Source organism: Pseudomonas sp. LBUM1652, from assembly GCF_059716105.1.
The window spans coordinates 3,593,455-3,620,336 of sequence record NZ_CP166804.1 but is presented as its reverse complement, the minus strand read 5'-3'; the positions used below and the strand labels follow the sequence as shown (position 1 = coordinate 3,620,336).

The 26,882-nt window shown below is 55.6% G+C and carries 25 protein-coding genes; 11 read left to right on the top strand and 14 right to left on the bottom strand.

All coding sequences use genetic code 11. The features are described 5' to 3' along the window. Positions 1 to 138: 138 nt before the first annotated feature. Entirely contained in the window at positions 139 to 495 is a 357-nt protein-coding gene (locus tag ACA069_RS16245; protein WP_401267098.1) for a hypothetical protein, read from the bottom strand. On the opposite strand from ACA069_RS16245, the gene ACA069_RS16240 reads away from it, so the two are divergent. The 3 genes from ACA069_RS16240 (at position 494) to ACA069_RS16230 (ending at position 7,627) form a co-directional block, all read left to right on the top strand. Continuing rightward, positions 494 to 643 (top strand): hypothetical protein, encoded by a 150-nt coding sequence (locus ACA069_RS16240; RefSeq protein WP_497614320.1) that lies wholly within the window; start codon positions 494 to 496, stop codon positions 641 to 643. The genes ACA069_RS16245 and ACA069_RS16240 overlap by 2 nt on opposite strands. 213 nt (positions 644 to 856) lie before the next feature. Further along, positions 857 to 2,251: a hypothetical protein gene (locus ACA069_RS16235; RefSeq protein ID WP_497614318.1), complete on the top strand. Its 1,395-nt coding sequence runs from the start codon at positions 857 to 859 to the stop codon at positions 2,249 to 2,251. Positions 2,252 to 2,731: 480 nt separating this feature from the next. Beyond that, positions 2,732 to 7,627 carry an NAD-glutamate dehydrogenase gene (locus ACA069_RS16230; protein WP_497614316.1) on the top strand — a complete coding sequence of 1,632 codons (4,896 nt, stop codon included), beginning with the start codon at positions 2,732 to 2,734 and terminating at the stop codon, positions 7,625 to 7,627. Positions 7,628 to 7,801: 174 nt separating this feature from the next. Here the strand turns inward: ACA069_RS16230 and ACA069_RS16225 are convergent, their stop codons facing one another. The 4 genes from ACA069_RS16225 to pdxR all read right to left on the bottom strand — a co-directional run bounded on the left by ACA069_RS16225 (position 7,802) and on the right by pdxR (position 11,203). Next, positions 7,802 to 8,515 (bottom strand): ATPase, encoded by a 714-nt coding sequence (locus ACA069_RS16225; protein WP_497614314.1) that lies wholly within the window; start codon positions 8,513 to 8,515, stop codon positions 7,802 to 7,804. A 237-nt stretch (positions 8,516 to 8,752) separates the two neighbouring features. Further along, on the bottom strand, positions 8,753 to 9,154 hold the full coding sequence (locus ACA069_RS16220) for a cupin domain-containing protein (protein ID WP_497614313.1): 402 nt from the start codon (positions 9,152 to 9,154) through the stop codon (positions 8,753 to 8,755). A 198-nt stretch (positions 9,155 to 9,352) separates the two neighbouring features. Beyond that, positions 9,353 to 9,646 carry a putative quinol monooxygenase gene (locus ACA069_RS16215; protein ID WP_497614311.1) on the bottom strand — a complete coding sequence of 98 codons (294 nt, stop codon included), beginning with the start codon at positions 9,644 to 9,646 and terminating at the stop codon, positions 9,353 to 9,355. A gap of 123 nt (positions 9,647 to 9,769) precedes the next feature. After that, positions 9,770 to 11,203, bottom strand: a complete 1,434-nt coding sequence (pdxR, locus tag ACA069_RS16210) for a MocR-like pyridoxine biosynthesis transcription factor PdxR (protein ID WP_497614309.1) — start codon at positions 11,201 to 11,203, stop codon at positions 9,770 to 9,772. Positions 11,204 to 11,517: 314 nt separating this feature from the next. Here pdxR and ACA069_RS16205 point away from each other — a divergent pair, with 314 nt between their 5' ends. Next, positions 11,518 to 11,958 (top strand): carboxymuconolactone decarboxylase family protein, encoded by a 441-nt coding sequence (locus tag ACA069_RS16205; RefSeq protein WP_497614308.1) that lies wholly within the window; start codon positions 11,518 to 11,520, stop codon positions 11,956 to 11,958. 193 nt (positions 11,959 to 12,151) lie between these two features. Here ACA069_RS16205 and ACA069_RS16200 read toward each other — a convergent pair whose 3' ends face one another. Then, complete coding sequence (locus tag ACA069_RS16200; RefSeq protein ID WP_497614306.1) at positions 12,152 to 12,496, bottom strand: hypothetical protein; 345 nt, start codon at positions 12,494 to 12,496, stop codon at positions 12,152 to 12,154. A gap of 207 nt (positions 12,497 to 12,703) precedes the next feature. Here ACA069_RS16200 and ACA069_RS16195 point away from each other — a divergent pair, with 207 nt between their 5' ends. The 3 genes from ACA069_RS16195 to ACA069_RS16185 are packed head-to-tail and all read left to right on the top strand — an operon-like array spanning position 12,704 to position 14,888. After that, entirely contained in the window at positions 12,704 to 13,369 is a 666-nt protein-coding gene (locus ACA069_RS16195) for an STN domain-containing protein (RefSeq protein ID WP_497618258.1), read from the top strand. Then, positions 13,366 to 13,917, top strand: a complete 552-nt coding sequence (locus ACA069_RS16190) for a sigma-70 family RNA polymerase sigma factor (RefSeq protein WP_497614304.1) — start codon at positions 13,366 to 13,368, stop codon at positions 13,915 to 13,917. Before ACA069_RS16195 ends, ACA069_RS16190 begins: the two co-directional genes overlap by 4 nt. 32 nt (positions 13,918 to 13,949) lie before the next feature. Continuing rightward, positions 13,950 to 14,888: a FecR family protein gene (locus ACA069_RS16185; RefSeq protein ID WP_497614302.1), complete on the top strand. Its 939-nt coding sequence runs from the start codon at positions 13,950 to 13,952 to the stop codon at positions 14,886 to 14,888. Positions 14,889 to 15,383: 495 nt separating this feature from the next. Here the strand turns inward: ACA069_RS16185 and ACA069_RS16180 are convergent, their stop codons facing one another. Then, on the bottom strand, positions 15,384 to 15,992 hold the full coding sequence (locus ACA069_RS16180; protein ID WP_497614300.1) for a type II secretion system protein GspJ: 609 nt from the start codon (positions 15,990 to 15,992) through the stop codon (positions 15,384 to 15,386). Continuing rightward, positions 15,989 to 16,435, bottom strand: a complete 447-nt coding sequence (gspH, locus tag ACA069_RS16175) for a type II secretion system minor pseudopilin GspH (RefSeq protein ID WP_187678592.1) — start codon at positions 16,433 to 16,435, stop codon at positions 15,989 to 15,991. The genes ACA069_RS16180 and gspH overlap by 4 nt, the downstream gene beginning before the upstream one ends. Positions 16,436 to 16,555: 120 nt before the next feature. On the opposite strand from gspH, the gene ACA069_RS16170 reads away from it, so the two are divergent. Next, the gene (locus tag ACA069_RS16170) at positions 16,556 to 16,984 is read left to right on the top strand and encodes a type II secretion system protein N (RefSeq protein WP_497614298.1); all 429 of its coding nucleotides are present in this window, start codon (positions 16,556 to 16,558) and stop codon (positions 16,982 to 16,984) included. A 272-nt stretch (positions 16,985 to 17,256) separates the two neighbouring features. Continuing rightward, on the top strand, positions 17,257 to 18,255 hold the full coding sequence (locus ACA069_RS16165) for a TIR domain-containing protein (RefSeq protein WP_497614297.1): 999 nt from the start codon (positions 17,257 to 17,259) through the stop codon (positions 18,253 to 18,255). Between the two features lie 123 nt (positions 18,256 to 18,378). Here ACA069_RS16165 and herA read toward each other — a convergent pair whose 3' ends face one another. Next, on the bottom strand, positions 18,379 to 20,142 hold the full coding sequence (gene herA, locus ACA069_RS16160) for an anti-phage-associated helicase HerA (RefSeq protein WP_497614295.1): 1,764 nt from the start codon (positions 20,140 to 20,142) through the stop codon (positions 18,379 to 18,381). Further along, a complete protein-coding gene (locus tag ACA069_RS16155; RefSeq protein ID WP_497614293.1) occupies positions 20,139 to 21,389 on the bottom strand; it encodes a DUF4297 family anti-phage-associated protein in 1,251 nt (416 codons plus the stop codon). The genes herA and ACA069_RS16155 overlap by 4 nt, the downstream gene beginning before the upstream one ends. A gap of 871 nt (positions 21,390 to 22,260) precedes the next feature. Here ACA069_RS16155 and ACA069_RS16150 point away from each other — a divergent pair. Then, positions 22,261 to 22,620: a DUF6124 family protein gene (locus ACA069_RS16150; protein WP_401266902.1), complete on the top strand. Its 360-nt coding sequence runs from the start codon at positions 22,261 to 22,263 to the stop codon at positions 22,618 to 22,620. A gap of 350 nt (positions 22,621 to 22,970) precedes the next feature. On the opposite strand, the gene ACA069_RS16145 is transcribed toward ACA069_RS16150, so the two are convergent. Further along, complete coding sequence (locus ACA069_RS16145; RefSeq protein ID WP_497614291.1) at positions 22,971 to 23,453, bottom strand: GNAT family N-acetyltransferase; 483 nt, start codon at positions 23,451 to 23,453, stop codon at positions 22,971 to 22,973. A 523-nt stretch (positions 23,454 to 23,976) separates the two neighbouring features. Between ACA069_RS16145 and ACA069_RS16140 the strand changes: the two genes are divergently transcribed. Further along, on the top strand, positions 23,977 to 24,336 hold the full coding sequence (locus ACA069_RS16140) for a DUF6124 family protein (RefSeq protein WP_497614289.1): 360 nt from the start codon (positions 23,977 to 23,979) through the stop codon (positions 24,334 to 24,336). A gap of 157 nt (positions 24,337 to 24,493) precedes the next feature. On the opposite strand, the gene ACA069_RS16135 is transcribed toward ACA069_RS16140, so the two are convergent. The 3 genes from ACA069_RS16135 to ACA069_RS16125 all read right to left on the bottom strand — a co-directional run bounded on the left by ACA069_RS16135 (position 24,494) and on the right by ACA069_RS16125 (position 26,707). Continuing rightward, positions 24,494 to 24,883, bottom strand: coding sequence for a hypothetical protein (locus ACA069_RS16135; RefSeq protein WP_497614287.1), 390 nt, complete (start codon positions 24,881 to 24,883; stop codon positions 24,494 to 24,496). A 141-nt stretch (positions 24,884 to 25,024) separates the two neighbouring features. Then, entirely contained in the window at positions 25,025 to 25,594 is a 570-nt protein-coding gene (locus ACA069_RS16130) for a LemA family protein (RefSeq protein WP_401266897.1), read from the bottom strand. 3 nt (positions 25,595 to 25,597) lie between these two features. Beyond that, positions 25,598 to 26,707, bottom strand: coding sequence for a hypothetical protein (locus ACA069_RS16125; protein ID WP_497614285.1), 1,110 nt, complete (start codon positions 26,705 to 26,707; stop codon positions 25,598 to 25,600). Between the last annotated feature and the right edge of the window lie 175 nt (positions 26,708 to 26,882).

Here is a 26,882-nt window from a genome sequence, read left to right as displayed (position 1 = left end):
TGAGATTGATAGTCTCTGAGTGTTTAAGGCTTTCAGCGAAGGTTGATGCGAGACGTTCGTTACAGGACTGACAATGGCGCGACGCAATTTATTTGAGCGCCATCGCCATCCATTTTCCGAGTGAGGGAGATGGCCTGATCAGTTGAGCTCACTGATATAGGTGCCAGTACCATCGAGGATGTTCCTCAGGGTTTCTTCAACTTCGGCTAGATCATCCGCGCCGGTGCTGTGGGTGATCTCCAGCACATCATCCCCATTCAAAGCATCGGCATCCCCCGCGGCAATCTCGATCTTCAGCAGAGTCGGAGTCAGGGTCACCTTGACGCCATCCAGCGTCGAAGGCTCGCCATCCAGTGTGATCTCCAGCTCATCCTCGTCCGGGTAGCGGCTCATCAGGAACATGTCGCCCTTGTCGCTGTGGCAGCAGAGCATGGCCATGTTGTCTTCTTCGTCATCGCACGGGTTGACGATGAGTAGGGCGGTGGTCATTTGCATGGGGGGTATTCCTGATGGGCGGCGTAATGAGTGCAAGGCAAAACGCGATTTTGCCAGTCACGGCGCATTTACGCTGCTGCCATGTTCAATTCCTTTTGGAAAAAACCTGCACCACCCAATTGAAAAGCTGATTGAAGAGCTCGTTTGACGCTCAGTGGATGAAAAATGTAGGGGTGTTCCTTCATCCACTTCCGCTCACCGGTAGAGAAATATCCGACGGCATTGTAAGGCATTTGTTTTGGCGGGGTTTTTCGGTGTTTTTATGGGTTTTCGCTTGTTTTCGCGGCACTTTAGCGATTAGTTTCGCCGTTCGAACGCAAAGGAGTGCTTAACGAAAACTGAAAGAAAAGGACCTCTTTTCATGCACCAATATTTTGAGCTCGCCGAAGAAGTCAGACACTTGACCGAAGAACAGATCGAGCAGGTTTATCAGCGTTATCTGGAGGGGGAAAAAAGTGCCGCACTCATGGCCGAATTCCGAATCCCCTCGACTGTGCGCAGCTTGTTGAAAGTGCTGCCGCCAATCGTCAGACAAGACCTCACGTGCCCCTATTGCGATCTGCCGATGTGGGTTCGTCGGCATGCCAGGGGCACCCCTGTAACGCTGCGCAACCCGTTCAAGTGCGTACGTTGCGAGCATCGTTATTTTGCGACAGGCGTGAATGTTCGACGCACACCTTGTACGTGCAAGGAATGCTTCAAGGTTCGCCAGCAGCAATTGGCGGCTCAGGCAGAGCGCGATCGTCTCGAGCTTGAGGTTCGCTACGGAGCGTCAAGCCCCACAGTGCCTTACACAAAACTGGGTTTTGTACAAAAGCTGGCATTGCTGGCCTTGCTCGACGACGGCAATGGCGCCAATGTTCAATGGATTGCGCCGCTGAGCGCGCCATCCAGAGGCGAATCCCTTGCGCCGACCGACGAAGCCAGTGAGGAACTGCTGAAAGATCTTCACGAGACCGGCGTATTGGCTGTTGCGACGGATTCCGATATCAAAGCCTTTGATCGAACGGATGGCTGCTCTATCAGCGATTATTCAGCCGTGCGCTGGCGACCTAACGTAGCGGTGGAGGGGGATGTACGCAGTACGCGCGACAGTTTGTACCTGGCGCTGTATCAGGAATTGTCCGGGAACGTTCAGCCAGCGTGGAAAACCGAGCTCTATTCGTTGATCTTCAATCTGGCCCGGGAGGAGTCGATTCAATACATCCATGTGTTGGCCAATGAAGTGAGTTTTGCATTCACCGCCGAAGCCCGTGCCGAAACGGTCGTGGGGCAGCTGTTGCAAGACTTTTCGGTGAGCCAGCTCTATTACTTCGCGCGCCTGGCGGTAAAAAATGCCGCGCATTTCTACGCAACCGGTAACTCCAAGGGGCGCAACCACGCGTCCAATACCATCCCGCGTAACATGCTCGGGACGGCACAGGATGCCCTGGCGCGAAACTGGCGCAAAAACGCTCACCGCGACTCGCGAGTGCCGCAATCAGCCCTGCATCGATTGTTGTATGACGTCGTGCTCAAAGACAGCGGAGCGGGGTTTTCCAAATCCCCGGGGATGTATTGGCGTGATGAGCTGGTGCCACAGTTCTTTTCTGGCACAGCTTTCGATGCTGATCTGGTCGGCCATCTGCAACTGTTCTGCCGCGAATGCGACTCGAGCAATATCGACGCCAGCATGGACAAGATGATCTTGCAGATGATGTGTTACGACTGCGCTACCGTGAGCAAATTCAAGGCTTACGAAGAGTTGCCGGACTGACCCGCGTCAACCGCTGGCGCTGAACCCGATGTCACGCTCAAGGTCGATAGAACGGCCTTGGGCGTTTTCGTTTCTGGATATGTAGCGGCAAAAGGTCTGCACCTGGCACGAATGTCCCGTAAATACGGGCATTCAGACCAGCGTTTTTCGCCCTGACTGCTAGTGTTTACCGGTGCCAAAGCCTCGGTTTACGTGCCAATGACCGAATATGTCGCAGCACCGCAAGCAGACACATTGTCGCACCCATTAAGCTGCGCATCGGATGAGCACCCGTAAAGGCATTGTCGGCGGTCCTGACAGTCGTTTTTGCAGATGCCCATTCAATGGAAGGTGAATGTGACCTGAGTGTCTCGTCCAGCTTCACCCACCTGTCCCCCTGTTTCCTCTGCCCGAGAATCAGGAGCAGGGTGACTCAAGCCCCGGAAGGGGTGTTGCACGCGACGCTTTCCATCAATAACAAGCTTAAGCGGAGTACCACAGATGGCGTTCTTCACCGCAGCCAGCAAAGCCGACTTCCAGCACCAACTGCAAGCGGCACTGGCGCAGCACATCAGTGAACAGGCACTGCCACAAGTGGCGCTGTTCGCTGAACAATTCTTCGGCATCATTTCCCTGGACGAGCTGACTCAACGTCGCCTCTCCGACCTCGCTGGCTGTACTCTTTCTGCGTGGCGCCTGCTTGAGCGCTTCGATCACGCGCAACCCCAAGTGCGCGTCTACAACCCCGATTACGAGCGTCATGGCTGGCAGTCGACCCACACCGCGGTCGAAGTGCTGCACCACGACCTGCCGTTCCTGGTCGACTCGGTCCGCACCGAACTGAACCGCCGCGGCTACAGCATCCACACCCTGCAAACCACCGTGCTCAGCGTGCGTCGTGGCAGCAAGGGCGAGTTGCTGGAAGTCCTGCCAAAAGGCAGCACCGGCGAAGGCGTCCTGCATGAGTCGCTGATGTATCTGGAAATCGACCGCTGCGCCAACGCGGCCGAATTGAATGTGCTGAGCAAAGAGCTGGAACAGGTTCTCGGTGAGGTCCGCGTCGCGGTCGCCGATTTCGAGCCGATGAAAGCCAAGGTGCAGGAAATCCTCGCCAAGCTCGACAACAGCGCTTTCGCCGTCGATGCCGACGAAAAGACCGAAATCAAAAGCTTCCTGGAATGGCTGGTGGGCAACCACTTCACCTTCCTCGGCTACGAAGAGTTCGTGGTCACCGATCAGGCCGATGGTGGCCACATCGAGTACGACCAGAACTCCTTCCTCGGCCTGACCAAACTGCTGCGCACCGGTCTGACCAACGAAGACCGTCACATCGAAGACTACGCGGTGAACTACCTGCGCGAGCCGACCCTGCTGTCGTTCGCCAAGGCTGCGCACCCGAGCCGCGTGCACCGTCCGGCCTACCCGGACTACGTGTCGATCCGCGAAATCGACGCTGACGGCAAAGTCATCAAGGAACACCGCTTCATGGGCCTGTACACCTCCTCGGTGTATGGCGAGAGCGTGCGGGTTATCCCGTTCATCCGCCGCAAGGTCGAAGAGATCGAGCGCCGCTCCGGCTTCCAGTCCAAGGCTCACCTGGGCAAGGAACTGGCGCAGGTTCTCGAAGTACTGCCGCGTGATGACCTGTTCCAGACTCCGGTCGACGAACTGTTCACCACCGTGATGTCGATCGTGCAGATCCAGGAACGCAACAAGATCCGCGTGTTCCTGCGCAAAGACCCGTATGGTCGCTTCTGCTACTGCCTGGCCTACGTGCCGCGCGACATCTATTCCACCGAAGTGCGCCAGAAGATCCAGCAGGTTCTGATGGAGCGCCTGAAGGCCACCGACTGCGAGTTCTGGACGTTCTTCTCCGAGTCCGTGCTGGCCCGTGTGCAGTTGATCCTGCGTGTCGACCCGAAAAACCGTATCGACATGGACCCGCTGCTGCTGGAAAAAGAAGTCGTACAAGCGTGCCGCAGCTGGCAGGACGACTACGCCGCACTGACCGTCGAAAGCTTCGGCGAAGCCCACGGCACCAACGTGCTGGCGGACTTCCCGAAAGGCTTCCCGGCCGGCTACCGCGAGCGTTTCGCTGCGCATTCGGCCGTGGTCGACATGCAGCACCTGCTGAGCCTGAACGAAAAAAATCCGCTGGTGATGAGCTTCTATCAGCCGTTGGGCCAGGTGTCCGGCCAGCGCGAGTTGCATTGCAAGCTGTATCACGCTGACACCCCGCTGGCGCTGTCCGACGTTTTGCCGATTCTGGAAAACCTTGGCCTGCGCGTACTGGGCGAGTTCCCGTACCGCCTGCGCCACACCAATGGCCGCGAGTTCTGGATTCATGACTTCGCGTTCACTGCCGCTGAAGGCCTGGACCTCGACATCCAGCAACTCAACGACACCCTGCAGGACGCGTTCATCCACATCGTCAGCGGCGATGCCGAGAACGATGCGTTCAACCGTCTGGTACTGACTGCCGGCCTGCCATGGCGCGACGTGGCGCTGCTGCGCGCTTACGCCCGTTACCTGAAGCAGATCCGTCTGGGCTTCGATCTGGGTTACATCGCCAGCACCCTGAACAACCACACCGACATCGCTCGCGAGTTGACCCGGTTGTTCAAGACCCGTTTCTACCTGGCGCGCAAGCTCGGCAGCGATGATCTGGAAGACAAGCAACAGCGTCTGGAGCAAGCGATTCTGACCGCACTGGACGACGTTCAGGTGCTCAACGAAGACCGCATCCTGCGTCGTTACCTCGACCTGATCAAAGCCACCCTGCGCACCAACTTCTATCAGACTGATGCCAACGGCCAGAACAAGTCGTACTTCAGCTTCAAGTTCAACCCGCACGCCATTCCTGAGCTGCCGAAGCCAGTACCGAAGTTCGAAATCTTCGTTTACTCGCCACGCGTTGAAGGCGTGCACCTGCGCTTCGGTAACGTGGCGCGTGGTGGTCTGCGCTGGTCCGATCGTGAAGAAGACTTCCGTACCGAAGTCCTCGGTCTGGTTAAAGCTCAACAAGTGAAGAACTCGGTCATCGTGCCAGTGGGTGCGAAGGGCGGCTTCCTGCCGCGTCGCTTGCCACTGGGCGGCAGCCGTGACGAGATCGCGGCCGAGGGCATCGCCTGCTACCGCATCTTCATTTCGGGCCTGTTGGACATCACCGACAACCTGAAAGACGGCGCACTGGTACCGCCGGCCAACGTCGTGCGTCATGACGACGATGACCCGTACCTGGTGGTGGCAGCGGACAAGGGCACTGCAACCTTCTCCGACATCGCCAACGGCATCGCCATCGACTACGGCTTCTGGCTGGGTGACGCATTTGCGTCCGGTGGTTCGGCCGGTTACGACCACAAGAAAATGGGCATCACCGCCAAAGGCGCGTGGGTTGGCGTACAGCGCCACTTCCGCGAGCGCGGCATCAATGTTCAGGAAGACAGCATCACTGTGGTCGGTGTCGGCGACATGGCCGGTGACGTGTTCGGTAACGGCTTGCTGATGTCCGACAAGCTGCAACTGGTTGCCGCGTTCAACCACCTGCACATCTTCATCGATCCAAACCCGAACCCGGCGACCAGCTTCGTCGAGCGTCAGCGCATGTTCGATCTGCCGCGTTCGGCCTGGACCGACTACGACACCAGCATCATGTCCGAAGGCGGCGGCATCTTCTCGCGCAGCGCGAAGAGCATCGCCATCTCGCCGCAGATGAAAGAACGCTTCGACATCAAGGCGGACAAGCTGACCCCGACCGAACTGCTGAACGCCTTGCTCAAGGCACCGGTGGATCTGCTGTGGAACGGCGGTATCGGTACTTACGTCAAAGCCAGCACCGAAAGCCACGCCGATGTCGGCGACAAGGCCAACGATGCACTGCGCGTGAACGGCAACGAACTGCGCTGCAAGGTTGTGGGCGAGGGCGGTAACCTCGGCATGACCCAACTGGGTCGTGTGGAATTCGGTCTCAATGGCGGCGGTTCCAACACCGACTTCATCGACAACGCCGGTGGCGTGGACTGCTCCGACCACGAAGTAAACATCAAGATCCTGCTGAACGAAGTGGTTCAGGCCGGCGACATGACCGACAAGCAACGCAACCAGTTGCTGGCGAGCATGACCGACGAAGTCGGTGGTCTGGTGCTGGGCAACAACTACAAGCAGACTCAGGCCCTGTCCCTGGCGGCGCGTCGTGCCTACGAGCGCATCGCCGAGTACAAGCGTCTGATGGGCGATCTGGAAGGCCGTGGCAAGCTGGACCGTGCCATCGAGTTCCTGCCGACCGAAGAGCAGATCAACGAGCGCGTTGCGGCAGGCCATGGCCTGACCCGTCCTGAGCTGTCGGTGTTGATTTCGTACAGCAAGATCGACCTCAAGGAACAGCTGCTGGGTTCCTTGGTGCCGGACGACGATTACCTGACCCGCGACATGGAAACGGCGTTCCCGCCGACCCTGGTCAGCAAGTTCTCCGAAGCCATGCGTCGTCACCGCCTGAAGCGCGAGATCGTCAGCACCCAGATCGCCAACGATCTGGTCAACCACATGGGCATCACCTTCGTTCAACGACTCAAAGAGTCGACCGGCATGAGCCCGGCGAACGTGGCTGGCGCCTACGTGATCGTGCGTGACATCTTCCACCTCCCGCACTGGTTCCGTCAGATCGAAGCGCTGGACTACCAAGTCAGCGCTGACGTGCAACTGGAGCTGATGGACGAGCTGATGCGTCTGGGTCGCCGTGCTACGCGCTGGTTCCTGCGTGCCCGTCGTAACGAGCAGAACGCTGCCCGTGACACCGCGCACTTCGGTCCGCACCTGAAAGAGCTGGGTCTGAAGCTCGACGAACTGCTGAGCGGCGAAATCCGTGAAAACTGGCAGGCGCGTTATCAGGCGTACGTCGAAGCCGGTGTGCCGGAGTTGCTGGCGCGTATGGTCGCGGGTACCTCGCACCTGTACACCCTGCTGCCGATCATCGAAGCCTCCGACGTGACCGGCCAGAACCCTGCCGAAGTGGCCAAGGCCTACTTCGCCGTGGGCAGTGCGCTGGATATCACCTGGTACCTGCAACAGATCAGTGCTCTGCCGGTTGAAAACAACTGGCAGGCCCTGGCCCGTGAAGCGTTCCGTGATGACGTCGACTGGCAGCAACGTGCGATCACCATCTCCGTCCTGCAACAGGGCGACGGCACTCAGGACGTGGAAGCACGTCTGGCGCTGTGGATGGAACAGCACGAAGGCATGATCTCGCGCTGGCGCGCCATGCTGGTGGAAATCCGTGCTGCGAGCGGTACGGACTACGCCATGTATGCGGTCGCCAACCGTGAACTGCTGGATCTGGCATTGAGTGGACAAGCGGTGGTGCCTGCGGTTGCTGCGAATGCCGAGCCTGAATTGGCGTAAGTAGTGGCTGAATGAGAAAGCCCCGGTATCGTGAGATGCCGGGGCTTTTTTATGTCTTAAGGTTTTGTGGTGTCTGGTCTGGCCCCTTCGCGAGCAGGCTCGCTCCCACATTGGTTTTGTGATCGACACAAGTCCCCTGTGGGAGCGAGCCTGCTCGCGAAAGGGCCCTTACATTCAATACAACTTCTGACCTTGTTTACTATCCAGCCTCGACACTTTATCTGTCGGCCTGGTCAATAAATTACTGAGCGACTGGTCAAACTTCTGCAATGCCCTTACTTGAACGTCTTGTTGTTGATTGATGTCAGCCACAATCTCTTCAGACCGTTTGAAGTCTGCCCATATCGGTGTCAGTTCTTTCGCGTCCGAACCTTTAGCCGTGCCGATGTAGTTGAGTTGTGCATCATAAAAATCGGCACTCACGTCCGCCTTGATATCGGAGCTGCGTGAGGTAATCAATTGGCTGTGGGTGCCGATGATTGCCACCACATCCGGCCTGGCCGCACGCAGGCTTTGCATATCCGGGTAGACCGTCACCGAGCCGAACTGGCGTTGCAGGGAAGCGTTGACCCATTCCACCGCCATGTCCGGTTTTGACGTCGCGACATAGGCGTCATGGATCGGTTGCACCAGCAGACTCTGGCCGAAACCGGTGCCGGCATTGGCCTGATAGTCGCGCAGGTATTCGCGATTGGTTTGGGTGCTTGGGCTGTAAACGACACCGAGCGCGACGCCGGGACCGCTTTTCACCTGAGTGGCACTGCTGCGGCCGGTCGGATGGGGCAGTAGCGTGTCAAGGGATGAGACCGCTCGGGGAGCGCTGGGTACGGAACAGGCGGAGAGGGCTAAAACGGAAATTACCAACGTACTGGCCAACGCAAGTTTCATGGTGGATCTCCCGTGAAACAACTTCAGTCGGAAAGTTGCAATTGCCGAGTTTTAAAAGGGCGCTCGGCGTTAATTCAGACTAAACCGGAGAACCTGTAAGGCAGCTGACAATTTATCGGTTTATTAGCGCGTGGATAGTTTCATTTGCTTTAAACGGCATCGGTTAATTGCGCCGAGCAATAAAAAGGCTCAAATCAGTGATTTGAGCCTTTTTATTTATGGCTGGCCAGACAGCCATCAGTCTTTCAGGGGGATCAACACCTGCTCGTCCGGGGCCAACACCATAAACACCAGCAACTTCGCCGGTTTGCTCTTACTGGTATTTTTCGACACCAGATGTTCGGAGCCGGCCGGTTCGTACCAGAATTGACCCTTCTTGTAAGTGGTCGGCTGTTCACCCTTGACCTGGGAAATCACTTCGCCGTCCAGCACGTAAGCCATGGCGGTGCCCTCGTGTTTGTGGGCGATGGACGATTGGCCGGGCTTGTAGTCGACTTCGATCATCATGGCCTTTTTGCCGGGGGCGTTTTTCAGCATCTGGTCTTGCAGCACCGTGACTTTCTCGGACGACTCATGGGCCAGTGCCGAGGCGGAAATCGTCAAGGCGAGGGCGGCGGTGAGGACGTGCAGGGCTTTCATGGCGGATCACCTGTGAAGTGGGGATTTAGGTGATCACAGTAGTGCGCGGGGTGGCGCATTCAAACGGCCAATATTCGGGAAGATCGGGTGACCAATCTGATCTGCGGGGTGATCAAAAGCAAAAGATCGCAGCCTTCGGCAGCTCCTACAGAAATCGGTGTAGGAGCTGCCGAAGGCTGCGATCTTTTGCTCTTGCTTCTAAACGATAGGAAAACTGTTGAAATCCACGCTATTGGCCAGACGGCTGTCGATCAAGTCGATAAAGCCCTGCGCCTCGGGCCGGTTGAAATGCGCCTGCATCGCCGCTTCTGACTGCCAGTGGGCGCTGACCGTCCAGCGGTGGCTGTCATCGGGGCAGCGGTCGACCATATAGGAGTCACAGCCCGGCGTTTCGCGCAGGGTTTCGACGATCTTCTGCAGTTGCCTGCCCAGTTCATCCGAGCGGCCGGTGGCGGCCTGCACCTGGACGGTGTTGATCACTTCGTTGGACATTGCTCACACTCCTGAATCAGGCCGGACGAATCCTGCTCATTGAGGGATAACGCCTGTGCAGGATAGGCCTGCCACCCCGTATCACCAATAACCAATCGGCGGTTAATCCGTTAGGCCAATCACTCAAGCCACTTGCTGAAGGATGTCGCGCAGGCGATCCAGTGCGATATCGATGTCCAGCGTCTCGATGGCGCCAAAGCCGAAGTACAGACCGCTTTTCACCGGTTGCTGATAATAGAAACCGTCGATGGCGTACAGCCCGACTTCGACCTTTTTCGCCAGCTCAATCACCAATGGCAGGTCGATCGGCTTCTTGCACAGCGCGGCCATGTGGAACCCGGCGCTGGGTGGCACGGCCTCAAGCCACGGCGACAGATCGCTGGCCATGCGCGCCAGAATCCGCTCGCGGCGCTGGGCGTAAATCGCATGGCAACGGCGGATATGTTTGAGCAGGCAGCCCTCGGCGATGAACTTCGCCAGCGCCCATTGCGGCAGGGTAGAGGCGTGCAGGTCGGTGAGTTGCTTGGCGCGGATCACCGCTTCAAGAATCGCCGGCGGCAGGATCGCATAACCCAGCCGCAGCTCCGGCAGCAGTGTTTTAGAGAAGGTCCCGACGTAGGCGACGATGCCGCGCTGGTCGAGACTGAACAGTGAGTCCGTGGGCCGGCCCTCGTAGCGAAACTCGCTGTCATAGTCGTCCTCGATGATGATTGCGCCCAGTTCATGGGCGCGGGCCAGCAAGGCTTCGCGACGCGCCGGACTCATCGGCATGCTCAGGGGAAACTGGTGCGACGGGGTGACGTAAATCAGCCGCGTGCCCTCGGGAATTTGCTCAACCACAATGCCTTCGGCATCCACGGGCACGCCGACCACTTCCGCGCCGTGGGTGCCAAACAGCAGACGGGCCGGCGGGTAGCCCGGGTCTTCCATCGCCACCCGGCTGCCGGGGCTGATCAGTACGCGAGTGATCAGGTCGAGCGCTTGTTGCGCGCCGTTGCACACCACAATGTCTTCGTCCTGGCAGTTCACCCCACGGGAAAACGCGATGTGCCGGGCAATCGCATTGCGCAGCGCCGGCAAACCTTCGGGCACGCTGTAGAAGCCTTTTGAACCGCCCATCTGGCGCATGGCGTGGGAGACACAGCGGCGCCAGTCGTCATGGGGAAACTGGCCTTTGCTGGTGGCACCGCCAATGAAGTCGTAGCGCAACGAGCCTTCCAGCGTCGGGTGGCGCAGGAACACCGGCAGGTTTCTCCAGCGCTCGATCACCTCGGCGCTGGCCAGCTCGGTGTGGCTTTGTTTGCGCTGGACTTGTGCCGGGCGTGCGTTGACGTAGGTGCCTTTGCCGATCACGCCGGTCAGGAAATTTTCGTAGGTCAGTTGGGCGTAGGTGTCGGCAATGGTCTTGCGCGAAATCCCCAGTTGCTCGGCCAGCAAGCGGCTGGGCGGCAACTGTGTGCCAGCGGCCAGACGCCCGGATTCGATGGCGCCACGCAGTTGCTGATACAACTGACCGGCCAGATCCTTGCGGCCGTTGATCACAACGTGAAGTTCCATACCGACGCGGCTCCGGGGGGCGAATTGACGTGTCGGCCAGATTACCGCTGTTGCCTGATCGGCAGTAGTTGCGCAGCCGAAAATCCCCAAATTGGCCCCAATCCCTGTAGGAGCTGCCGAAGGCTGCGATCTTTTGACTTTGGTTTTTTATAAACAAAAGCAAGATCAAAAGATCGCAGCCTTCGGCAGCTCCTACACGGGATTTGTGTTTGGCCGGGATGCAGTGGTGTGCCGGTTTTCCGTGCAATTGGGGCTGTAATGCGTCGCTGTCGGCGTTTACGGTGAAGTCATTATTCCGTCTACCGAGAACAGCCATGTCCCTGCGCCTGGATTACTACAACGCTTCGCCCAAGGCGATGAAAGCCATGATTGCCATGGAGGCGCTGACCAGCAACCTGAGCATCGAGCAGCCGCTGCTGCAACTGATCAGGATCCGCGCCTCGCAACTCAACGGCTGCGCGTTCTGCACCGACATGCATTCGGTGGACGCGCGACGGGCCGGGGAGAGTGACCGGCGCTTGTATGCGATTGCGGTGTGGCGCGACAGCAACTTCTTCAACCCCCGCGAACGTGCGGCGCTGGGGTGGGCCGAGGCGGTAACGCTGCTCGCCGAAAGCCATGTGCCAGATGATGTTTATCAGCAGGCACGCGAGCAATTCAACGAAGGGGAAATGGTCGACCTGACGATGGCCGTGACCACGATCAACAGCTGGAATCGGCTGGCGGTGAGCTTTCGCCAAACCCCGAGCGACTGACTGACGCATAACTCTGTGACTGAGGTATTTCCAGTGATTGAGGTATTCCTTGTGGTGAGGGGATTTATCCCCGATGGGCTGCGCAGCAGCCCCAAAACGTTGCGACTCGGTACATCAGGCACATCCCGTGTAACGGCTTCGCGACTGCTGCGCAGCCGATCGGGGATAAATCCCCTCGCCACAGGTGTTTGATTCATTTATTGATTATTGGTGAGGTTGCAGTGTTGGCTGGTGGGCGCTGCGGTTTCACCGATGTGCCAAAGGTGTTGCCCATCCGCGTACTGGTCGCGGCCGGTGTTGCCAGCCCGAGCGTATTCGGCGGTCGCTTGTTCACCGGCACGTTCAGCGCCTCCTGATTCTTTTCCGCCGCCGCCGCGCCTTCGGGGTTGTTACCCATCTGCTGGCTCAGGCAATCGTAATTCGGCGCCTTGTAGCCGCCGACCGTCACTTCCACGCAGCCCAGCGGTTGCTCGGCGTGGGCGCTGACGAATGCGCTCAGCATCAGCCCGCCAAGGGCGATTTTCCACAGTGATTTCATGCAGGCCTCCTGGCCGGCCCGAAGGGGCCGCGCTATGGAAGAAGTCTAGTGCACGCCGTGCGCAAATCCCGTGATGGTTTTTTTGCAGTGCCCGTCACACCAGATTCATAAACAGCCCTCAGGATGACGATTTTCAGGGATACGTCAGCCGTGCAGCGAGGCAGTTCCAGGGACGGTCTTCAGCGTTCAACGACTCTTGTGCGCCGGCTGGGTCTGGGGGTGCTGCTTGCCTGGCTGACGGGCACTGCGACAGCGGACCCAGTGCCGGCAGACATGCGCATGACGCTGCACATTCCTGCGCAGGATCTGGCCCGGGCGCTCGATCAATACAGCCACGCCACCGGCGTCGCGGTGCTGGTCGACAGCCAGTTGAGTCGCGGCAGACGTTCCCTGGCGGTGGATGGCGAATACACCGCCGCCGACGCGCTGCGCCGCCTGCTCGGTGGCAGTGGTTTGATGGCGCGCTATGCCCGTGGTGATGCGTTCACCTTGCAGGTGGCGCAGGTCGAAGACGTGCCAGCGCCGCCGCAAAAACAGTCGCCCGAAAGCGTGGCTGTCAGCCGCAATTACGCCACGGCGGTGCAAGCGGCGATCGAGCGCAACCTGTGCCGTTCGCCGCTGACCCGTCCGGGCAGTTATCGCGCGGTGTTGCAGGTCTGGGTCGGGCGCGATGGCCTGGTGCAATACAACCGGTTGGTCACTTCGACCGGTGATGTACGGCGCGATACCGCGCTGGTGGAAAGCTTTCGCAATCTCAGGATCGACCGGCCGACGCCCAGCGCCTTGCGTCAGCCGGTCACGTTGCTGTTGTTACCGGAGTCGTCAGGAAAACGCATGGAATGCACCACATGGGAAGGAGTTTCCGGGGGATGAAAGACACCGGACAAGGTTCGCTGGTCCAACTGTTCCTGACGTCCTACGAGGACTTTCGGGTGCGCCTGCGTCGGCGTCTGGGCTCGGAGGATCTGGCCAACGACGTGCTGCACGAAACCTACCTGCGCGTTGATCGCATGGAGACGCCGGCCAATATCGCCCGGCCCAACGCCTACCTCTATCGCATGGCCCTGAACATCGCCGCCGACCGGCGTCAGGCCGATGCGCGCCTGCTCACCGGCAGCGAGGTCGAAGAGCTGCTGCAAATCGGTGACGAGGCGCTCGACCCGGCGCGGGTGGTGGGCGGGCAAAAGGAAATCCAGTCGTTGCTCAAGGCGCTATACGAACTGCCGGCGCGGCGTCGGCGGATTTTTATCGCGGCGCGTCTGGAAGAGGCGCCGCACCTGGAGATTTCCCAGCGATTCGGCATTTCCACGCGCATGGTCGAGAAGGAAATCAAAGCTGCCTTGGGCCATTGCGCCGCCAAACTTGAAAGAAAAGTGTTTCAGCGGTTCGGTCGCGGGGCCGGAAAACCGTCTTCAGAGTAGTGCCCGATTAATCCGTTGAGAATCTGCGCGTCTTGAACATCTTTCGACTGACACCTGCCGAGCCTTCGGCCGCCGAGCGCTTGCAAAGCGAAGCCCGCGACTGGCTGATCCTGCTGACCTCGGGCCGCGCCACCGTCGCCGACGCCCGGGCGTTACGCCAGTGGTGCGCGCAGAGTCCTGAACACGCGAGCGCATTCGAAGAGACCAAAGCCCTGTGGCAATTGCTGCAACCGGCGGCAGAAGGTTTGCAGGCGCCGCGTGGGTTTGGGCGGCGGGCGTTTCTGGGTGGCGCCATCGCCGCGTCGGCGGCGTTCTTTTTGGTGCGCGGGACGATCCCCGGAGGCTTCGGCGGGTTGGGTGCCGATTTCATCACCGAGGTCGGGCAGCAGCGGCGTTTTGAACCGGTGGAGGGTGTGAGCCTGGAGTTGAACACGCAGACCCGGATCAACCAGCGCGCGGTGGATGACGGTGTGCAGGGCTTTGAATTGGTCAGTGGTGAGGTTGAGGTGCAGACCGCGCGGTTGCCGCTGGCGATGCAGGCTGGGGGCGGGTGGTTGCGGGCGAGTCAGGCGCGGTTCAATTTGCGTAATACCGATCAGCAGGTCTGTGTGACTTGCCTTGATGGTGCGGTGGAAGTGGATGTTGAAGGGCGCCGTTTGCGTCTGGAGCCGGGGCAGCAAGTGACTTATGACGCGCGGCAGGTTGGCAGTGTGCAGAGTGTCGACACGGCGGCGGTGATGAATTGGCGGCAGCAGGTGTTGGTGTTTAATGGGGCGACCCTCAGCCAGATGATCGACGAGATTAATCGCTATCGACCGGGGATGCTGTTGCTGCTGAACCGGGAGCTTGGGCAGCGGCGGGTGCAGGCGCGGTTTAGCCTCGACCAACTCGCGGGCGTCGCGTTGTTGATTCGGGATGCTTATGGGGTTAAGTGCACCGAGTTGCCGGGCGGCGTCATCGTCCTTAGCTAGTGGGGTGGATGGTGTACATATCCGTTGCTGCGGTAATGGCTGCTTAGGGTTCCGCCCTGACGGCGGGTCACTTTTGACAAACGCCTCAAAAGTAACCAAAAAGTCTTTGCCCTGACGTTCGGCCCTCGCCGTGGCTCGGGTTCCTTCGCTCCGGGATCGATCCGGGCGCATCGCCTCCGGTTTGCTGCGCTGCACCTCCTCTCGATGTGTTCGACTTCGTCGAACGGTCGCTTCGCTCCCACCCCCGGATCAATCCCTCCACTCAGCCTTCCGACGGGCGTTTAGATCAAAAGCGGTACTCGAGCTAACGCTCATTGTTTTGAGTGGGGCGGCATGCGCCGCGTGCGGGGGCACTCAATCCCAATGTAGGAGCTGCCGAAGGCTGCGATCTTTTGATTTTGTTTTTCAGAAGCAAAATCAAAAGATCGTCCGAACGCGGCCCGAGCCTTCGGCAGCTCCTACAGGGGGGAAGGGGTCGGGGATATCAGGCGGGACTCATTCCAACGGCCCAATCACCTGCCGATATTTCTCCACCCCCTGCGGCGTCTGCCGAGTCAACCGAATCTCCAGCCCTTGCGGGTCCTCCCGCCGATTACCACTCAACTGACGCCAGCCCTTATCCGTTTCCCAAACCCGAACCTGTGCATCGCTAACATCCTTCAGCACAGCAACCCCGTCAGTTGGCGCCGGCAACGGATACCGACTCCGCGCCGCCGCCACCGCCCGATACAGCGTGTCGCCCTTGACCCACCACCGCACCCGCTGCAACGCCCCCGGCTGATCCGCCGCCGTGCGAATGATGTCCAGGCGAAAGCCCTTGCTGTCACTGCTGCGCACAGTCAGCGCGGGCGGGGCGCTCGGCGGTTCATCGTCCACACCAACTTTCTTCGGCTCACTCAACTCAATCCCCGCGCGCATGTCCACATCCCGCTGCAACTGATTCAACGCCCGCAACAGGCTGTCACTCTGCTCACTGCTGGCCTGCAAATGGCTGTCAGCCCGAGTCACGCTGTCGAGCCCACGCCAGGCAATCAAACTCACCACCGCCATCAGCAGAATCGCGACCATCACCTCAATCAGGGTGAAACCTTGTTGGTCCTTCATTGCACGCTGATCCGGCCGGCGCCATCGCGCAACACGCTCAGGCGATTGAAACCATCAGACAAGGTCAATTGCAGCGGCGGGTTGATCCATTCGGCATTGAGCACGACTTTCTGTTTCGGCTCCACGCGAACCTCCATCTTCGGGCTCTGCCATGGCCGTGGGCGTAATTGCGGGTCCTGGCTGAAATGCTCGAAACCCTTGCCGCTGTCACTGCGCCGACTGAAGCGAAACCCCTTGGCATCACTCACCCAGACAATCGGCCGGCCATCAGCGCGGGCCTCCGCCTGTGCCACTTGCAGCAACTGCGCCACACGCTCGGCATCCTTGCGCAGCAATTGCAGCGGGTCGGGCTTGATGCTCAGGCTGATCGCCGCACTGGCGATACCGATGATCACCAGCACCACCATCAACTCGATCAGGGTAAAGCCCCGTTGCCTGTTCATCGATTGCGCGCTCCTTTGCGTTGAGGAACATCCTGCACGGCCAACATGTAAGACGTGTGAAATAAAACCGTGAGAATTGCCGCGTAGTCTGTGGGCAGGGACTAAAAGGAGATTCAGCCCATGATGTTCACCGCACGCTTTTCCCTACCGCAAATGGTTCAGGCCGCCGCACTGCTCGCCGCGCTGGTCGGCGTGGCGACGTGGTCGTCGCTGCTGCTGACCTCCGCCGAATCCCACACCCCGCCGGCAGCCCCGCAATTGCTCGCGGCACGCAGTGATAGCCCGGCGTTGCAGTGGTTTTCCAATGAAACGGCGCCGGTGGACATCAAGGTGAGCGGGGTGATGGCGGGAAGTCGGGGGGCGGTGGCGATACTGAGCCTGAATGACGGGCCGCCGCGTAGTTTTTTGCAGGGGGAGAAGGTGGGGCCTGGGGTGAAGTTGTTGGCGGTGGAGGGGGATGGGGTGGTGATTGAGCAGGGTGGGGAGAAGGTGCGGTTGGGGGTGGAGAGGTTGGGGGAGGGGGTGGTTTTGCCGAGGTTGGTGAGGTGAGTTCAGTGGTTTTGTTTCGCTTGGGATAGAGCTTTCTACGCTGCCAGTTTGAGCGCTTCGGCACAAGAATATGGCTGGCAAGATATTGAATGCTCCGGCTAAAAGTGCGCATTTGGGGCATTTAGTTCGAGTGAAAGAGGCTAGGTGACTGTAGGCAGGTTCCAGATTCTAGCCGGATGATGACCTACAAAAAACTTTTTTCGTGCGATATTAACTTCGAGGCACAGTTAAAGGGCGCCTTCTGAAAATTGAGATTTTTAAAGGATTAGAGTATGTCGGGCAATCGTGAATTTGATATCGCTCTCTCGTTTGCTGGAGAGGATCGTGGTTATGTCGACCAAGTAGCAAACCTTCTTCGAGACTCCGGTGTAAAAGTTTTTTACGACAAGTTTGAGGAGGCAAACCTGTGGGGTAAAAATCTCTACGATTACCTAACAGATATTTACATGAATAAGGCTATGTATACGATCATGTTCGTGTCAGAGCATTATGCAAAGAAGCTTTGGACAACCCATGAACGTACAGCCATGCAAGCTCGAGCTTTTCAGGAAAGTCAAGAATACATACTTCCCGCCCGTTTCGATAATACAGATATACCCGGTGTGCTACCAACCACGGGGTACATTTTACTAGCCGAGCGCTCGCCAGAAAAATTCGTTGAAGTAATTCACAAGAAACTTATAAATAACGGTAGAACGGTGCCTTCGGAATCAATTCGTAAAGCACTGTTTTCGACCAAAACAATACCCCGTTTCGAGCCTCAAACTCCGAGCATATCGGTAATTTCTTCCACTGGCGCCGCCGTGGCGTCAGCCACTATCGTAGCCATTGCGGATAACGGGACCACGAAGAGCGGACAGACAGATGCGAACGGAAAAGTCACACTAACATTCCCCACTCGGCGTCACTATCAACTACTTGTGGCACATTCTGATTACCCAGCCGCCTTGATCTCTTCATGGGATCCAGCTGACGGCATCCAGATAACGTTAACGGAAACCGGAAATACAGGGTCGGTTATTTGTCACAGCACTGGATACATTCCTGGGCTTGAGGGGCGGCTTAATCCTATTTTTAATACCGATAGTACAGCACACCTTTACGCAGATAATGTTGCGATAGACGGTGGTAAGAAACAGCCTGCTTTCTTAAAGATAAACGAGCCATTTGAGCTTGAGGATTCAAATGGCGTGATTATGGAGGTTCGTATAATACATATTCAAGGGAGAACGTCTCTAATTCAGTTTGTCCGTCCTCGCTATGACAGCTAAGAAACGGTAGGGGTGAAGTGAAATGGGAGGCAGATTTATTTTTGTTAAATAAATCAGCCTCGTTGATGAAATGTTGGTCGCTCTCATTCTTGATGTAATTAAAGATTAAATATGGGGGGGCGCTTATCTCATCCATTCGTTTGTGATGTCGTCGAAGCTCAGGTCTTTCCACTCATCTTTCCAGAGTTCCCAGTACGGAATGTCGGCGGACGAAGGCGCTGGATCACAAACGTCAATCTTCACTAAAGAAGGCATCACCAACGAGTCTCCAATTAGGAGGGCTTCGCCGGCGCCTAGGTTAGGCATTTTTTCAATCAGTTTGCCCAACGTATCAGGGAGTAACCTGCGAACATAATTCTGGTCGCTAGGGTTGGTTAGACGCATGGCGACAAAATTGTTGCATTGAGAAAAGATCGTTTCTGAGATTTCTGACGGTCGCTGGCTGGAAAGCAAAAGTGTCACGCCATATTTTCGACCTTCTTTAGCGATTCGTTCGATAGACTGTTTTGCTGCTCTGTATTTTGTAAGTTCACTAGTGGGCACATACTTGTGAGCCTCTTCGTAAACTAACAGAATCGGTGCATCATTATTTATTGATTCGCCATTCTTTGTTCTGTAGACCTTGTAATGATAGCCGTGCTCGAATATTAGTCTCGAAATGAGAGAGACAGTAATGCTCAATACTTCAAACGGAATCCCACTCAGGTCAAGAACTGTTACGTTAGCATTTTTTGCTAGTTGATAACCTATGAGGTTTCGGAGAGTGCCTTCCAGTGAAGCCGCTTTGGCATTAGGCCCAAATAGGAAGCTCAAACGCTCTTGTGCGATTTTGGATTCAAAGCGGGTATAAAACTTATCTAACGAGCCATCGGCGTAACTGCCATTGGTTATGCTTTGAGGCTTGGTTGGGTGAAAGTCTAATTTGCTTTCAAAGTACTTTTGTATACGCTTTTCGTCATCAAGCAGTATGCCAGTGGTAGGATCCGTTTTGCCTTCACTTAACAAGGAATAGGTTCCATCATTGATCATATAAAGATTGGCGTTTTTCGCATTTATTGTTTCGTTTTTAATGTTGTAGAGTGCATTCAAAACTTCATGTATGTCAAAGAAAACTGGGCTATCGTAAAAAATTTTTCTGAATGCACTATTGTGCTTCTTCTTGTTTTCAGTAACTAGGTGGCGAAAAACGGAGGACTGGTTGTAATTGTCGCGCTCTCCAGTGTCGAGGAGGACTTCCTCTAGCTCTTCGCTATTAAGTAGCCAATAGGGGAGATTTAGACTGTTAATATCGATGTGGTTAGCATTAGGGAAGGCTGTTTTGTATTCGGAGTGAATGTCAAAAATTATAGCGTGTGAGTTGTTAGGTGCTCCAGTGGCTGTTTTTGCAGTGGAGGTTTGAATGATTCGAGTAACTGTGTTGGACTTGCCCGCTCCCGTAGATCCTACAACGGCGATATGCTTATTGAAGAATTTGTTGCCATCAACGGGAACTCTAATTTCAGGATCGGCAAGCAGTCCTGAGAATTCTAATTTTTTATGCTCTGGTACTGAGTCCTCGAAAATTTTCTTAATGTCTTGGAGAGTAGCAGGCTCAACACCAGTCGGTGGTATTGTCAATGCATCTCCTCCTCGAATAAATTTTCCGTCTTTGATTACTCCCAGAGGTAAGGCTTCGATCACATGTCGGCGATTTGCTCGATCATCAACTTCAATGAGGAAGCTTTCAACTATGGCAATGAGAACGCAATCTTCGTGGTCGGTAACTCTGAGATAGGAACCCACTCTCAGTAAAGGATGTCCGTGTGTAAAGCTGCCTAGATCGTCTACGCAGATTCTAACTTTGTTGGGATAAACTGCTATAACTTCTGCTTGCGGCTTGCCTGTCATTTAAGAATCTCCTTGATGTCTTCGAGGGAATCAATTTTTATAGCTGCATAAAGCGCTGCTACGGGGATGTCTAGCCCGGTAGTGGGCGTATCGTGATAGAACTCAAATATTTCAATGGGGCGACGGTGGTGTGCTTGCAATGTGTAATTAAGGTCGTCCAGTTCGTCAATCAGCTTAAGTCGCGTATTCCTATGTGAGGTAGGAGGGGGGAGGATTGAGTCGACAGAGAAGCCTGAGTCTTTGAAGTCATGACCGTCTAGAAAAATTATGCTTGCTCCTCGAAGAGAATGTTTGAGCTCTTTGTACCTGAAATCATCCATGTCGGAAAAATGGAGGTAGGGGCAATATCTATCGCTGTCGGGAGTTCTGGAGCTAGGACGACTAGAGAATTTACTGCTAACTATTAGTGCTAGATCAAGCACGTTGGGGGTGCCGAGATAGTTGAGGGGGAGGTTTATAATGAAAAATCTTGCCTTGTTTTCGATCGATGTTGCTGAGTGGTGTTTGAAATATTTATCACGTATTAGTTGAATGTATTTTTTTACGCCTTGGTATTGCTTTAGCCAGCTAGTGAAAAGCTGACTTTTGTTGTTTATTTCATTTATAAAACGGCTTTTTGTGGTCTGCCGCGCAGTTAGGTTATGTTGGATTGCAAGAGCTCTTATGTTGTTTATAGATGCAGGGTAAAATAAGTTTTCCACATCTTCCTGTGTGGTGCCAGGAATGTTTGCGATTAAAAGTTTTCTTATGTTGTCCATCTGGATTTCATAGCTTACGGCGTAAACATTAATTTCTAACTGTCTGGCGAATTGACGTATTTCAAGGTCGGTGATTTTGTGCAGTTCATGAATTAGTTCAGTTGGAGCGTCTTTCTTGAGCGTTGTCAAAAAGTGGGTTTTTATGAAATCTACAGTTATCTTGCTTTTTTCGGGGAGTTTTTCTTGGCCGCTTTTGTAGTGACCATAAAGTTTATAGGTGGGTGGAGGGTTCTTTTTTGAACCTATTGTTTTGAAGTGAATAATCATGGCGGCAATGGCGGGCTTAATTACAGAGTGGTTGTAATCTGTAGAGGAGTAATACTTGCATTGAATGTACTTTTCACTAGCGACATCATCGATGTCGACGTCTTCAATACCTTCAATGGTGAAGGTTGAATGCTCATCTACGGCCTGTAATAGCTGTGAAATTGCATAATCAAACTGGTAAAAATAGCCCTTAATAGTCGCGTTTGCAGCCCGGTTAACCATTATTATTTCCTATTAAAGCTGAACCTGCATAAATGGATGTCTTTCACATCGATTAGGTCATAAGGGAAGGGACGCTGTGTAAGGATTTATTAACTTTTTTGCTGCATTCGCACTTTAGATACAATATCTAACAGTTGGCTGGCTTAGGGGGCGTGCATCAGTCGTACTTTTATCGTCTTGAAGCAATCCTAGTAAGTTGTTCCGGGCTAATAAAGCATCAACATTGTAAGCGTAGCGTGCAAACGTGAGGATTCAAGCCCGCAGGTGCGGATTCGCAACAATTGTCCGTTATGGGCGTCGGGCACAAACGGTTACAACTCAAATAGACAGATTTTTAAGACCAGGCTCACTCACTCCTTTCTGTGACTTCTGTTCGAAAAAAGCGGCTTGCCGCGAGGTCCTGCGAAACTCCGTGCACAGTGATACGTCACCACTCCCGGCACGCTTGAGTTTCTTGTCGGGATAACGGGTAAAGGGACGGATCTATTTCGGGAGAGGTGACGCAGTAAGGTCTCGATAAACACCAACGTTTAAAAAGACATCTCCAGACACTCTCCAAGGCTACACATCCTTGCGCCTTTGCCTACAGCTACGCCAGAATCCGCCGGCTTGTGCGCCTTGGGGGCGGGTTCTATTGTGGTGCGGTCGCTGACGAATCAGTGATCGGATTTGACCGTCCGCCCAATATCAAGGCGCGCCAGCGTTCTGCACGTGTTCAGGCATTGTCTGAAATCATGTCGCGGTGGCTGTGCGTGGGACACCTTCGGGTGTGCCGGATTCCTTGATGTCCGGTCGGTCAACCCGCGTACAGCTGCCACCCTGTTTGTTTGACCGCGAACGGTGGCAGCTCCAGTCATCAAGGAGCTTCACTATGATCAAACCAACACCCAACCCGCCCGAAACCGATTCGGTTTCCCCTTACGAATCCCTCGATTCCAGAAAACTCCACGAAGCCGCCGACCGCGCGCTCGACCATTACCTCTGTCCGCCCGGTTCCACACCGCCTCCACGTAAAAACCGTGGGATGTATGCCGTGACGGCGGACCACAAGAATGAAGAACTGCTGATCGATGCCAGTGAAACACTCGCTTCGGCCCAAACCATCGCCCAGAACGTGGCCAGTCTGTTGCCGGCGTCGCAGCGTCGGGCGTTGTTGGGGATTGCGCAGTTGATCATGCTGGGGGAGTTGGCGGTGAATCGGGCGTTGGATAATTTGCAATTGCCGGGGTGATGCGGGTGCCGGGATCACTTGGTGACTAATCGGGTGTTCATTCTGGCGCCTTCGCGAGCAGGCTCGCCCCCACCTTTGAGCGTGTTCCAAGGTGGGAGTGCGCTGGCACTTCAGCCGCGATAAATTTCGCGACGATGTACGCGTATCTCTGCTCGCGAATGGCGGGCTTTCTTTGCGTCAATCGACAGTCAGGTTATCCCGGGCCCACTGTTCAGCCGTGGTGACCTGAATCGACTGCTGTTAAGAGGAAAAGGGGACGGATTTATTTTTGAAAAATAGATCCGTCCCCTTTGAATGCAGATGCCCATCTAACCGTGCAACCTCTGACGGGGCACCGCAACAAGATCTGCCTAGTCGCCCAAATTAACGGCATTACCGTTAGCCCAGACATAATAATTATCGAATTCACCGCTTTCGACGAACACGAAGCCATGGCGAGTGTAAAAACGATTTGAAGCGCTTTCCTTGAGAGCACCCACCTTGATGGGACGCCCGATCTCATCAGCCTCTCTGAAAATCCGAGTAAGCACTTCAGAGCCGATTCCTGCTCCTTGAGCACTGGGTATCACATACAAGTGGTCAAGCAGAAGTTCGCTCTGATGGTCTTTGATTACGACAAAACCGACCAGATCACCTGATACTTCTATGCGGCGTGTGCTGTTAGCGTCGAACCCATCAAGAAATCGTTCGCGCGCACGATCTGGGTTAAATCGTCCAAGCCGTTCAAGGCTCTCGCGCATGGCCTCAATCCTGATGGCTACCAGGTCTTCCAGGTCGTTATTGGAAGCTGCGCATAAAACGACAGCGGAGTTTTGATCAGCGGAGGCTGGCATAACAAGCACCCTAAACATGGCCGGTCAGTGATTATAGAGAACAGAATCCGCATAACTGCTACTGCCCCGGTTGAATGGGGGCGATGGCTCCCTATCAGCTTCAGGGGGATGTATTCGCCGGACGCTTACGTCTGTTGGGGCAAGGGGACGGACGCAATGAGGATTCCGATAAACACCAACGTTTAAAAAGACATCTCCAGACACTCTCTCAGGCGACATATCCTTGCGCCTTTGCCTACAGCTACGCCAGAATCCGCCGGCTTGTGCGCCTTGGGGGCGGGTTCTATTGTGGTTCGGTCGCTGACGAATCAGCGATCGGGTTTCGCAGCCCGGATCAATCAAGGCGCACAGCGCTCCCAATCTCGTTGCCATTTTCGGCAATGGTGCTTTATGGCGGCTGTGCGCGGGATACCTTCGGGTATGCCGGGTGCCTTGATTCCCGGTCTGCGAACCTGCGTACAGCTGCCACCTCTCTTCGTTTCGCAGCGAAATGTGGCGGCTCCAATAATCAAGGAGCTTCACCATGATCAAACCAACGCCCAACCCGCCCGAAACCGACTCGGTTTCCCCTTACGAATCCCTCGACTCAAAAAAACTCCACGAAGCCGCCGACCGTGCGCTCGACCATTACCTCTGTCCGCCCGGTTCCACGCCGCCTCCACGTAAAAACCGTGGGATGTATGCGGTGACGGCGGACCACAAGAATGAAGAGCTGCTGATCGATGCCAGTGAAACACTCGCTTCGGCGCAAACCATCGCGCAGAACGTCGCCAGTTTGTTGCCGGCGTCGCAGCGTCGGGCGTTGTTGGGGATTGCGCAGTTGATCATGCTCGGGGAGTTGGCGGTGAATCGGGCGTTGGATAATTTGCAATTGCCGGGTTGATGCGGGTGCCGGGATCACCTGGTAATTGATCGGGTGTTCATTCTGGCGCCTTCGCGAGCAGGCTCGCTCCCACAGGGTTTTGTGCTGATTGCAGATGCTGTGTACGACTCTGAAACCTTTGGGAGCAGTTGATTATTACCGTGCCGTCTTCGTGTGGTTATTGAGACGGCTCAGGACATTCACGGATCCATCGCGTCACCGTCATGTCATTGAATTGCTCACCGATGGTATCGACGCGTAGGCAAGTTCCTTTCTTCGCGTAGTACAAGATGCAGCGCGAGCTATCAAACGAGCAGGTATCCAGTTCGAAGAACTTGCGTGCAGCCAGCTCGCGCTCCACGCCACTGTATTCATAGCCGTCGGTGGTATGCATCTGCGTCGGCTTCCATGCTTGTTTGACTAGCTTGGACTTGGCGGCAACCAGACGCTCACCGACGACGATGCCTGCTGGGCCGCGCTTGTCGTTTGGCGCCTGTGAGCCATCGTCAAACGCTGCGCTGATTCCCATGCAATAAAGTGCGGCAAGTACGAGGGTAGAAGCCTTCATTTGACAGTTCCTCCAGCCGGGGCTGTCCACCTTGTTGCTGCTTTCGGCATCGCGCTTGGAAAAATTGGCGGCGGATCTATTTGAGGAGGGAGGTGATCGACCATCACCCTCACGGGTGATGGGTTCGATGCATCGTGCGGATTAGATATTCGGGGTGTAAGAGAAACCTTGCGAAGCTTCGGTATCGGAGAACGGCGTTACACGAGTTTTCTTGTTGATCAGGCCATTGACGACCGAGCCGGGGAACATCTCGATAGTGTTGTTGAACAGTTCGACGTTGCGGTTGTAGATGGTGATGGCTGCGCCGACGTTCTCTTGTTGTTCGGCGATTTCACGCATCATGTTGTTCGCCGCTTCTGATGCTTTCAGGTCAGGGTATGCCTCGAAAGCGATGCGCAGGCCACCCATCAGCTCTCTCGAGGCGGTTTCAACTTTGGTGAGGGCATTGCCGTCCGCTGCAGCGGGCAGGGCGTGGACCGCGCTGCGCAGGCCGGTGATTTTTTCGAGGAGGCTAGCCTCAAAGACCATGAAGTCGGCGAGTACCTTTTGAAGCTGATCGATCACCTTGGTCTTTTGGCGTTCGTAAACGAGGACGTCCGACCAGGCACGTTGTACTGCGTTGTGTCCCCCGATAATGTCGTTGTAGATCCCCACGCCCACCAAGATGATGACGACGGCGATAACAGCGGAGAGGATGAGTGCAATGTCCATGGCTTACTTCTCTTTGCGTTTTTTTGGGGGAGTGGCGGTAAAGGTAAAGTTGTCATCGTGCAGTTCAGTGAGTGCATGGCTCCATTGGAGCGCAGACATCAGGCGCGGCAGATCGACACCTGCATCAATCTCTGCGTAAAACTCGTTGGGTGATGCCAGCGAATACTCATTACCGAACGCGAACAGGTCGCTGCTCGCGAAGCTGAGGCAGAGCTTTCCATTTTCGGAGAACTCCAGGTTCGGACGATCGAGGATGTCGAACAGCTTCAGCAAGTGCAGCACCGTCGATGGTTTGATGAATTTCGCACAGAGTATCTCGCTGCGACCTGTCAAACAGAACGCTTTATTGAAATCCGGAGAAGCCGTGTCCATGGGCCACGGATAGTCGTTCTCTGATTGGTCATCGGATCTAACCGATATCCCGGTGACCCATGGAAAGTCGATGACCAGACTGTATCGGTCGTAGTGGTCATAAACCACTCGAGTCTCCGTTCGGGTTTTTCCCTTTTCGTCGGTAACAGTGGTTTGCACTGTTCGCCTGTTAACGTAGTGCAACTGGCGATAGTGGTAAGGGAGGTTGCGCAGCGTGCCGGTAAATTCACCCTGTATCGACTCGACCAACTCGCGGCTGTAGTTGCCCCGGCTGTAATCACTAAATTGCGCATTCAGCTTGTCGAGGGTCCGGTCCGAGTCTTCTTCGAGGAAAGTCAATCCGTTGTGGAAGTAGGATGACAGTTCAGCAATTCTGCGGCTGAGTGAAGGCAAGCGATCAGCTTTGGAGCTCATCCATGCCAGACTCCCACCGGTAAACGCGATGCCAAGCAAACCAGGGACCATGCCGAACAAGACGGGATCAATTTGCAGACGGTAAAAAAAAGATAAGACGGTATAGGTGTTCATGTACCCATAAAAGGCCACTGTGCTCGCAATCAGTAACAGGCCCGTGCCGAAAAACCACCATGCGCATTTGTTATTGAATTTGAGCGGGCCATTGTATGAAGCGAACTCATGGATCACGTTCAATAGGTCGGCTTTGGATTCAGCGCTGTCAATACTGGCTTCGTTCACAGCCAGCAATTCATTGAATCTCGCGTTCTGCGATGTGTTGGTCATGTCAGGTATCCATTGATTCAGGGATGCCTGGTGCGGGAGCAACGGCCCGGATTGAGGGTTTGGCTCTGTTCATAATCTGTCAGAAATTTGAAAAAGGAGGGGACGATAGCATTGTCATGGCAATGATGGCTTCTGGCCTGTCTCCGATTCTGGAAATGATTCTTTCGGGATGGGG

Bases quoted from the DNA above. Each gene is read 5' to 3' on its own strand.
- ACA069_RS16240 (WP_497614320.1), top strand. From the start codon at position 494: ATGGGGGGTATTCCTGATGGGCGGCGTAATGAGTGCAAGGCAAAACGC.
- ACA069_RS16245 (WP_401267098.1), bottom strand. From the start codon at position 495: ATGCAAATGACCACCGCCCTACTCATCGTCAACCCGTGCGATGACGAA.
- ACA069_RS16235 (WP_497614318.1), top strand. From the start codon at position 857: ATGCACCAATATTTTGAGCTCGCCGAAGAAGTCAGACACTTGACCGAA.
- ACA069_RS16230 (WP_497614316.1), top strand. From the start codon at position 2,732: ATGGCGTTCTTCACCGCAGCCAGCAAAGCCGACTTCCAGCACCAACTG.
- ACA069_RS16225 (WP_497614314.1), bottom strand. From the start codon at position 8,515: ATGAAACTTGCGTTGGCCAGTACGTTGGTAATTTCCGTTTTAGCCCTC.
- ACA069_RS16220 (WP_497614313.1), bottom strand. From the start codon at position 9,154: ATGAAAGCCCTGCACGTCCTCACCGCCGCCCTCGCCTTGACGATTTCC.
- ACA069_RS16215 (WP_497614311.1), bottom strand. From the start codon at position 9,646: ATGTCCAACGAAGTGATCAACACCGTCCAGGTGCAGGCCGCCACCGGC.
- pdxR (WP_497614309.1), bottom strand. From the start codon at position 11,203: ATGGAACTTCACGTTGTGATCAACGGCCGCAAGGATCTGGCCGGTCAG.
- ACA069_RS16205 (WP_497614308.1), top strand. From the start codon at position 11,518: ATGTCCCTGCGCCTGGATTACTACAACGCTTCGCCCAAGGCGATGAAA.
- ACA069_RS16200 (WP_497614306.1), bottom strand. From the start codon at position 12,496: ATGAAATCACTGTGGAAAATCGCCCTTGGCGGGCTGATGCTGAGCGCA.
- ACA069_RS16190 (WP_497614304.1), top strand. From the start codon at position 13,366: ATGAAAGACACCGGACAAGGTTCGCTGGTCCAACTGTTCCTGACGTCC.
- ACA069_RS16180 (WP_497614300.1), bottom strand. From the start codon at position 15,992: ATGAAGGACCAACAAGGTTTCACCCTGATTGAGGTGATGGTCGCGATT.
- gspH (WP_187678592.1), bottom strand. From the start codon at position 16,435: ATGAACAGGCAACGGGGCTTTACCCTGATCGAGTTGATGGTGGTGCTG.
- ACA069_RS16170 (WP_497614298.1), top strand. From the start codon at position 16,556: ATGATGTTCACCGCACGCTTTTCCCTACCGCAAATGGTTCAGGCCGCC.
- ACA069_RS16165 (WP_497614297.1), top strand. From the start codon at position 17,257: ATGTCGGGCAATCGTGAATTTGATATCGCTCTCTCGTTTGCTGGAGAG.
- herA (WP_497614295.1), bottom strand. From the start codon at position 20,142: ATGACAGGCAAGCCGCAAGCAGAAGTTATAGCAGTTTATCCCAACAAA.
- ACA069_RS16155 (WP_497614293.1), bottom strand. From the start codon at position 21,389: ATGGTTAACCGGGCTGCAAACGCGACTATTAAGGGCTATTTTTACCAG.
- ACA069_RS16150 (WP_401266902.1), top strand. From the start codon at position 22,261: ATGATCAAACCAACACCCAACCCGCCCGAAACCGATTCGGTTTCCCCT.
- ACA069_RS16145 (WP_497614291.1), bottom strand. From the start codon at position 23,453: ATGCCAGCCTCCGCTGATCAAAACTCCGCTGTCGTTTTATGCGCAGCT.
- ACA069_RS16140 (WP_497614289.1), top strand. From the start codon at position 23,977: ATGATCAAACCAACGCCCAACCCGCCCGAAACCGACTCGGTTTCCCCT.
- ACA069_RS16135 (WP_497614287.1), bottom strand. From the start codon at position 24,883: ATGAAGGCTTCTACCCTCGTACTTGCCGCACTTTATTGCATGGGAATC.
- ACA069_RS16130 (WP_401266897.1), bottom strand. From the start codon at position 25,594: ATGGACATTGCACTCATCCTCTCCGCTGTTATCGCCGTCGTCATCATC.
- ACA069_RS16125 (WP_497614285.1), bottom strand. From the start codon at position 26,707: ATGACCAACACATCGCAGAACGCGAGATTCAATGAATTGCTGGCTGTG.